The following is a 6,760-nucleotide window of genomic DNA, read 5'->3' as shown; positions in this document are numbered from 1 at the left end:
CAATAAAGGCTTATAGCCGCCCGTCGAGCCACCCGTTTTACGGGTGGAGGCGACTAGCAGGCCTTTTTCCTTCCAAAGAACACACAGTTTGTGATACAATGAAACAGAAAGCAGGTGGTGGTACTATGAAGAGAATATGGCTCATCCGTCATGGTGAAAGCATTGCCAATGCCGGTGAAGCGACGGACGACCACCGCAATATCCCCTTGTCGGCCCTGGGATTGAAACAGGCCCAGGCCCTGGCCCTGCAGATACCGAAACAGCCGGATCTCATCGTGACCTCGCCGTACCTTCGGGCCCAGCAGACGGCCATGTATACCATCGGCCGCTATCCCGATGCGGCCACGGGGATTTGGGATGTCGTCCATGAATTTGTCTACCTCGCGCCGGCCACTTGTGTCGGGACGACGTCTCAAGAGCGGCGTCCGCGAGTCATCGACTATTGGCGTCGTCTCGATCCCGATTACGTCGATGGGGAAGGGGCCGAAAGCTATCGGCAGCTCATCGAGCGCATTGAACGGACGCTGGCTCTCTTGAAGCGGCGGCCGGAAGAATTTATTTTGGTCTTTACCCATGCCCAGTTCATTCGGAATTTTCTCTTAGTCTATGAAAATCCCAACCTGGCCGTCGAGGATTACATGGCTGCCTTTCGGCGCAGCCGCTCGGTCCGCAACGGCCAGATCATCGAAGTCAACATGAACTGGTAAGGCATGACCCCGGGAATCGCCCTTTGTGAAAGGAGTGTTTGAGCATGGAATTACAGTACAGTGACAATAAGATTTGGATTGAAAATGAACAAGGGAAGGTCGTCGGTGAAGTCGACTTCATCCAGCGTGATGACGGCAACTACGACATCGTCCATACCTTTGTCGACGACAGCCTGCGCGGCCAAGGGGCTGCCGGAAAATTGGTCAAAGCCGCTGCCGATGAAATCCGCAAGCGCAATAAAAAGACGGCGACGAGCTGCACCTATGCCCAGGCCTGGTTCAAGCGCCACACGGAAGAACAAGATCTCTTAGGATAAAATCATTCTATAACCTAAAGAGGCTCCCTGAAGGAAGGGAGCCTCTTTTCTATACTGTTAGGAGAGTGTGTGTGGTGTATTATTTGAAGATTTTGACCCGTTCTTCAATGGGAACCTTTTCGATGGCATCGGGCTTCTGAAGGGGAGCGCCGAAGGGCATCTGAGCGATGAGTTTCCATTCTTCGGGAACGCCGGTCAATTTTTTGACTTCATCGTCGATGAGGGGATTGTAGTGCTGGAGGTTGACGCCTAAGCCGAGGTCGGTAAGGGCCGTCCAAATGGCGAACTGCATCATGCCGTTTGCCTGCTGACCCCAGATGGGGAAGTTCTGAGCATATAAGGGGAACTGCTCAGCCAGTTTTTCGACGATCGAGATGTCATCGAAGTAGAGGACCGTGCCGTAAGCTGCGGCAAAGGAATTGATTTTTTCTTCCGTTGCTGCAAAGTTAGCGGCCGGTACGATGCCCCGAAGGGTATCCATGGCGATTTGCCAAATCTTATCGTGGGTTTCACCGAAGGCGACGACGACTTTGCCGGACTGCATGTTGAAGGCCGACGGGACTTCATGAACCATGTCTTCAATGGTCTTTACAATCGTTTCCTGGGGAATGGAAACGTCTTTGCTCAAAGCATAATTGGTGCGCCGATTGGTAACGGCTGTCGTAAAGTTATTCATATGGCACCTCCTGGAATTATTAACTAAGAATCAATCTCTTTTATTTGAAGTCAGTATAGCATTTTGTAGGAGATAAGTCAAGATTTCATGGCAGCATTAAAAAAATCCTTCCCTTTTTTGGCAGTTTGAGCTATACTTCTGATGTCGATATTTCTATTGGCCAGGGCAGCTCCAAAGATAATAAACAAGCCACTTGACAGGCTGTGGATACTTGTGGTAACATTAATACATTGCGTGAGCAAAATTTATTTTTTTGAATTACTAATATGAGGTGATGTAGAAAATGGCAACGAGGAGAGACCCGCGTTTTAAGGAATGTCGCCGGTTCGGAGTTAATGTGTACGGACACCCTAAGGCATTAAAACGCGTACGTAAAGATCAGCGTCAGAAAAAAATGTCTGAATATGGCACGCAGTTATTGGAAAAACAGAAACTTCGCGCATACTACAATTTGCTCGAACGTCAGTTTGTCCGTTATTATGATAAAGCCAAGAAGATGGAAGGCGTAACGGGCCAGAACATGCTGAAATTGTTGGAATGCCGCTTGGATAACTTAGTATACCGCATCGGTTTTGCTAACTCTATCCGCCAGGCACGCCAGATGGTCAACCACGGCCACATTTTGGTCAATGGCAAACGCTGCGATATCCCGTCGGCACACGTAAAAGTTGGCACGGTTATCACGCTGAAAGAAGATTCCCGTTCTAACGAAATGTACAAGAAATCTTTCCAGGAATTGAAAGCTTTCGACGTTCCCTACGTTGAAAAGAATTTCGATGGCTTTGAAGGCACCCTTACCCGTATGCCTGAACGCGACGAAATCCCTGTAGAAATCAACGAAACACTGATCGTCGAATTGTACTCCAAATAAGAGTTATTTGAGTATGCTAAAAAAGCGTTGTCTCATAGAGACAGCGCTTTTTTTGATGTCCCGAAAGGACGGGAAAAGTCTTCGATGTCAGTCTGCTTGTTCCAACAGGGAAAGGCCCTTGTCGGTGGCATAATAGGTGCCGGCTTTTTTCCCGGCAGTGAGGCAGCCCGTATCGGCCAGGTCTTTGATGAGGCTAAGATCCGGTGTTTCCGGAGCGGCCATTTCTTCAGGCGTTCCTTCTTCTCGTTCGACGGCGGCGATGTAAGCGGCCTTGCGGTCGTCGGCGTCCGGTTCTTTTTCGACGTAGGTCAAGGACGGCAGGTAGAGGGGATAGTCCTTCTTTGCTTCCAGGAAGAAGCGGCCCATGGCGATGGCTTGGCTGAGGAGGTTGCCCGGGTCGACCTTGAGGCTCATTTCCTCACAGATGGCCTCCGCCTTGTTGGATGAGAAGTTATAGAGCTTTTTGGCGGCTTCCATCGTATCGGCATAGCGGAAGGACGGGGCCTTGATGCCGTAGATGTGAAGGGCGTGAGTGAGGCAGCCCATGACGAAGGGGGCGTTATGGGCGACGAGGTTCTTGCCTTCGATCAGTTTTTCCAGACCGGCCTGCCAGTATTCACCGAATTCATCGGCCTTCGACAGGTCTTCCCAGCGGAAGTGGTCTTTGACGGCGGACAAGTTGTTTTCAGGCGGCCGGATGTAGAAATAGCGCGTGTCCTTCAGTTCGCCCTTTTCGAATTCGGCCAGGGCCAAAAGACAGATGGAGTAAGGCTGCTCGTTGGCAAGTTCGATGGCAACGCTGGTAAAGTGCTGGGGGAAGCGGCGAAGTTTTCCCTTTTCAGCAAGAGGGTACTTGTAATAGCCCTTTTCCGGCTTCAGGTCATATTGGTGGAGGTTGTCGACTTTCACGTGTACCTTGGTCACCAGGTCTTTCTCGTATTTTGCCTTGCGGTGCCGTTTGCGCAGGGCTGTCGTCAGGGAGTAGAGGACGGCTGCGATGCAGATGATCGTGGCGATGGTGGTCACGACGTTGAGCATGGAATCCATAACTATCAAATCCTTTTCAGTGTACTATTCTTGGAAAAAGTTCATGTTGTAGCAGGCCCGGAAAGCCCGGTTGGCTGCATTGCCGTTGGCTGACAGGCGGTCCGTCGTCTTGACTTCCGGATTGGCCAGGGCCAGGGTGGACAGGATATTGCCCTGCAGATCGTAGCCGACGTCGCCGAGGGTCTGTGTTTTTACAGATTGGGATTTAAAATTGTAGAAAAAATTGTTATCATATCCTTGTAGGGTATTATTGGCATAATCGTAAGTCACGACGGTGGCCCGGATGATGTAGTACGGCGGGTCGTAGCGGACGGACTGGATGGTATTCATATCGAGGTACGATTCGGTCGTATCGTCGTGGCCGACCTGGACGAAGCGGGGATTATTGTCGAGAAAGTTGTTCGCTGATACGAAAAGCGTGAACAGACAGACGAAAGAGAGAGCCAAACCTGCAATTTTTTTGAGCATAAGACATACTTCCTTTCTGACCTCTTGGAGAGGCCGTAATAGCTATAGATATATTATATAGGAATTAACAGACAATACAAGAATATATATTTTAGAAGTAGGATTTTAGATGACTCAGGTCGAATAGTATAAGTATAGAGGTGATTATAGTGGATGTGATATACATTGGACTGCCTTTCGTGTTTTGGCAGGAAGATGAATCGAAACACGGGCTGGATATTCACGTGACTGAAGGTTTCCAACGATTGGGATTCCACGTTTATCCGCTCAACGCCGGCGACAATGGAGAAGAAATCTGTGCGGCTTATAATCTGCACACGTCTTTTGTCGACGAAGAGGCTGATATTGCGCCGACGGAAGAATTTATTTCGGAACACGTTTTATGGGAAGACTTCCCCCTGCTGTATATTTCGGAAGCGGCGGCGACGTCGGAAGACGAATATACCCATTTTGTCTTCCATACGGCGGAATTTGCTCGGGAAAGCGGTCTCATCGTAGCGGCGGAAGTCGTCGATTGTGACGATGAGGAAGATGATCCCTATCCCTGGCGGTCCGTGGCGACGGTCCTTTGGACCCACGGCGATATCCTGCCGACAGGAGGACCTAAATGCGTCGTCAGAATGGCTGTCGGAGAGAATATTACCATTGCCGTTGACGGAGAAGAAAAGCAGTATGACAAACAGGTCGTCAGTGAAGTCTTTATTCCTTATTTTCTTCAGGGAATGTTAGAAGGGCAGGACCCCTTTTCCATCGTAGCATCATACGAGTCCTGAGTTAGGAGGATTTTATTTTGAATTACAAAAAAACAGAAGAACATCCGCTGCGGGCGGCCATTCTTACCATCAGCAACAGTCGTACTTTTTCCGACGATACCAACGGCCTGCTCATCCAGTCGCTGTTGGCTCAGCACGGCCATCAAGTCGTCGACTATCAGATCGTAAAGGACGACCGGGCTGAAATCGAGCGCCATCTTCACGAATGGGTGTGCAGCGTCGACCTGGTCATCACCAGCGGCGGCACCGGCGTGGCAAAACGGGACGTGACCATTGAGACCGTAGAGGCTCTCTTTGATAAGACCATTCCGGCCTTTGGTGAAATGATGACTTACTTTGCCTATCGGCGGGTCTGCGGCGTCCAGGCCATGGCCTACCGGTCGACGGCCGGGTTCATTCACCAGTGCCAGGTATACTGCCTGCCGGCCCTTCCCAGCCTGATTAAACTCGGTATGGAAAAGATCGTCCTGCCCGAAGTATTCCATTTGTATTCGGAAATCAAGAAATGATGGAACCTTCAAAAATCGTATTGGTAACGGGCGGGGCCCGGAGCGGAAAGAGTGACTTTGCAGAGCGCTATGCAGCGTCCCTGCCGGGCCGTCATGCCTACGTGGCGACAGCCTTGGCCTCTGATGAAGAAATGGTCCGGCGCATCGCCCTTCACCAAAAGCGGCGGCCGGCATCGTGGAAGACCTGGGAAATTCCGGAAAAACTGCCTGACGCCATGGCAGATCTTTGCCGGACAGCCGATGTCGTCCTCGTCGACTGCCTGACAATCTATTTTTCAAATTATATGTGGGCCCATGATGGGGACGGTGACGACGCCGTCCTCGCAGGTGCCCTGGGCGAATTAAGGGCTGTCTTAACGGCCTTTCGAAAGGCAGGCGTGACGGCCGTTTTGGTTACCAATGAACTGGGAAGCGGCATCGTGCCCATGGAACGGGTGAGCCGCCTCTATCGGGACCTTATCGGGCGTATCAATCAGGAAGCGGCCAGCGAGGCTGATGAAGTCTACGTGTCGGTCTGCGGCATTACGACGGAATGGAAGCATCGGGCCGTAATCCTGCCGGAGGTGATTCGATGAAAGCTTTTCTCATTGCCCTCCAGTTCTTATCCCGCATTCATTTGGCTTCACAGGACGTTTGGAAGGACGAAGATTTTGGCCGGTCGGTCCTCTTTTTTCCCGTCGTAGGCCTTGTCATCGGTCTCTTGTTGGCAGCCCTGTACACGGCTTTGTCTTTTGTCTTTGAACCTTTTGGCCGCGCCGTCTTGGTCGTGGCCTTTTGGTTCTACCTGACCGGGGGACTCCATGCCGACGGCTATATGGATACGGCCGACGGCCTTTTTTCCGGCCGCAGCCAGGAACGGATGCTGGAAATTCTGAAGGACAGCCGCGTCGGGTCCGGCGGGGTCATGGCCTTTGTCTTTTTGGTCCTCTTGAAGGTTTCTTTTTTGAGCCAGCTCGAACCGAAAGCCGCCGTCTTCAGCCTCGTGGCCATTCCGGCAGCAGCGCGGTTCGGAACGCTAATCAGTATTTTTCAGTTTCCCTATGCCCGTAAAGAGGGGCTGGGAAAGGCCTTTGTCACCTATGCGCCGCCGCATACGACGGCCAAAGCTTTTGTGCTGTCTCTCTTGCCCGTCTTCCTTTGCGGGCCTTTTTATTTGGCCCTCCTGGGGGCGGCCATGATATTGTCCCTATGGGCGAACCTTGGCATCAGCCGAAAACTCGGAGGCGTTACGGGCGATACCTACGGTGCCGTCATCGAAGGCAGCGAAATGGTTTTACTGCTTCTCGCCGTTATCAGTAGCAAGGCCGTTCATTTCCTGCTATAATAACTATGTCTTAACGCTCGGGACGGCCGGAGCCGTTTCTTTTCGGCCGCAAAAGGCCGCACCATGGC

The 6,760-nt window shown here is 51.5% G+C and carries 10 protein-coding genes; 7 read left to right on the top strand and 3 right to left on the bottom strand.

All coding sequences use genetic code 11. From position 1 onward, the window contains the following. Positions 1 to 125: 125 nt before the first annotated feature. Positions 126 to 707, top strand: a complete 582-nt coding sequence (locus tag QZQ46_RS09475) for a histidine phosphatase family protein (protein WP_296829196.1) — start codon at positions 126 to 128, stop codon at positions 705 to 707. 44 nt (positions 708 to 751) lie between these two features. Further along, the gene (locus QZQ46_RS09470; protein ID WP_296829193.1) at positions 752 to 1,024 is read left to right on the top strand and encodes a GNAT family N-acetyltransferase; all 273 of its coding nucleotides are present in this window, start codon (positions 752 to 754) and stop codon (positions 1,022 to 1,024) included. 79 nt (positions 1,025 to 1,103) lie between these two features. Here QZQ46_RS09470 and QZQ46_RS09465 read toward each other — a convergent pair whose 3' ends face one another. Beyond that, on the bottom strand, positions 1,104 to 1,700 hold the full coding sequence (locus tag QZQ46_RS09465) for a nitroreductase family protein (RefSeq protein WP_296829190.1): 597 nt from the start codon (positions 1,698 to 1,700) through the stop codon (positions 1,104 to 1,106). Positions 1,701 to 1,983: 283 nt separating this feature from the next. On the opposite strand from QZQ46_RS09465, the gene rpsD reads away from it, so the two are divergent. Then, positions 1,984 to 2,571 (top strand): 30S ribosomal protein S4, encoded by a 588-nt coding sequence (gene rpsD / locus QZQ46_RS09460; RefSeq protein ID WP_044504444.1) that lies wholly within the window; start codon positions 1,984 to 1,986, stop codon positions 2,569 to 2,571. 87 nt (positions 2,572 to 2,658) lie between these two features. Here rpsD and QZQ46_RS09455 read toward each other — a convergent pair whose 3' ends face one another. Then, on the bottom strand, positions 2,659 to 3,618 hold the full coding sequence (locus QZQ46_RS09455; RefSeq protein WP_296829187.1) for an exonuclease domain-containing protein: 960 nt from the start codon (positions 3,616 to 3,618) through the stop codon (positions 2,659 to 2,661). Between the two features lie 24 nt (positions 3,619 to 3,642). Beyond that, positions 3,643 to 4,086, bottom strand: a complete 444-nt coding sequence (locus QZQ46_RS09450) for a hypothetical protein (RefSeq protein WP_296829184.1) — start codon at positions 4,084 to 4,086, stop codon at positions 3,643 to 3,645. Positions 4,087 to 4,241: 155 nt separating this feature from the next. Between QZQ46_RS09450 and QZQ46_RS09445 the strand changes: the two genes are divergently transcribed. Genes QZQ46_RS09445 through cobS form a run of 4 tightly spaced genes read left to right on the top strand, consistent with a single transcriptional unit; the run spans position 4,242 to position 6,692 of the window. Then, the gene (locus QZQ46_RS09445) at positions 4,242 to 4,859 is read left to right on the top strand and encodes a hypothetical protein (RefSeq protein WP_296829181.1); all 618 of its coding nucleotides are present in this window, start codon (positions 4,242 to 4,244) and stop codon (positions 4,857 to 4,859) included. Positions 4,860 to 4,876: 17 nt separating this feature from the next. Beyond that, positions 4,877 to 5,368 (top strand): molybdenum cofactor biosynthesis protein B, encoded by a 492-nt coding sequence (locus tag QZQ46_RS09440; protein ID WP_296829178.1) that lies wholly within the window; start codon positions 4,877 to 4,879, stop codon positions 5,366 to 5,368. After that, positions 5,365 to 5,943, top strand: a complete 579-nt coding sequence (cobU, locus tag QZQ46_RS09435) for a bifunctional adenosylcobinamide kinase/adenosylcobinamide-phosphate guanylyltransferase (protein WP_296829176.1) — start codon at positions 5,365 to 5,367, stop codon at positions 5,941 to 5,943. Before QZQ46_RS09440 ends, cobU begins: the two co-directional genes overlap by 4 nt. Continuing rightward, positions 5,940 to 6,692 (top strand): adenosylcobinamide-GDP ribazoletransferase, encoded by a 753-nt coding sequence (gene cobS / locus QZQ46_RS09430; protein ID WP_296829173.1) that lies wholly within the window; start codon positions 5,940 to 5,942, stop codon positions 6,690 to 6,692. The genes cobU and cobS overlap by 4 nt, the downstream gene beginning before the upstream one ends. Positions 6,693 to 6,760: the final 68 nt, after the last annotated feature.

It is taken from the genome of uncultured Megasphaera sp. (genome assembly GCF_900539295.1).
Taxonomy (GTDB): domain Bacteria; phylum Bacillota; class Negativicutes; order Veillonellales; family Megasphaeraceae; genus Megasphaera.
The sequence above is the reverse complement of the archived record's forward strand: the minus strand, read 5'-3'. Positions and strand labels throughout refer to the sequence as shown.

Excerpts from the sequence above, each read along its gene's own strand:
- QZQ46_RS09475 (WP_296829196.1), top strand. The coding sequence starts at position 126 with ATGAAGAGAATATGGCTCATCCGTCATGGTGAAAGCATTGCCAATGCC.
- QZQ46_RS09470 (WP_296829193.1), top strand. The coding sequence starts at position 752 with ATGGAATTACAGTACAGTGACAATAAGATTTGGATTGAAAATGAACAA.
- QZQ46_RS09465 (WP_296829190.1), bottom strand. The coding sequence starts at position 1,700 with ATGAATAACTTTACGACAGCCGTTACCAATCGGCGCACCAATTATGCT.
- rpsD (WP_044504444.1), top strand. The coding sequence starts at position 1,984 with ATGGCAACGAGGAGAGACCCGCGTTTTAAGGAATGTCGCCGGTTCGGA.
- QZQ46_RS09455 (WP_296829187.1), bottom strand. The coding sequence starts at position 3,618 with ATGGATTCCATGCTCAACGTCGTGACCACCATCGCCACGATCATCTGC.
- QZQ46_RS09450 (WP_296829184.1), bottom strand. The coding sequence starts at position 4,086 with ATGCTCAAAAAAATTGCAGGTTTGGCTCTCTCTTTCGTCTGTCTGTTC.
- cobU (WP_296829176.1), top strand. The coding sequence starts at position 5,365 with ATGATGGAACCTTCAAAAATCGTATTGGTAACGGGCGGGGCCCGGAGC.
- cobS (WP_296829173.1), top strand. The coding sequence starts at position 5,940 with ATGAAAGCTTTTCTCATTGCCCTCCAGTTCTTATCCCGCATTCATTTG.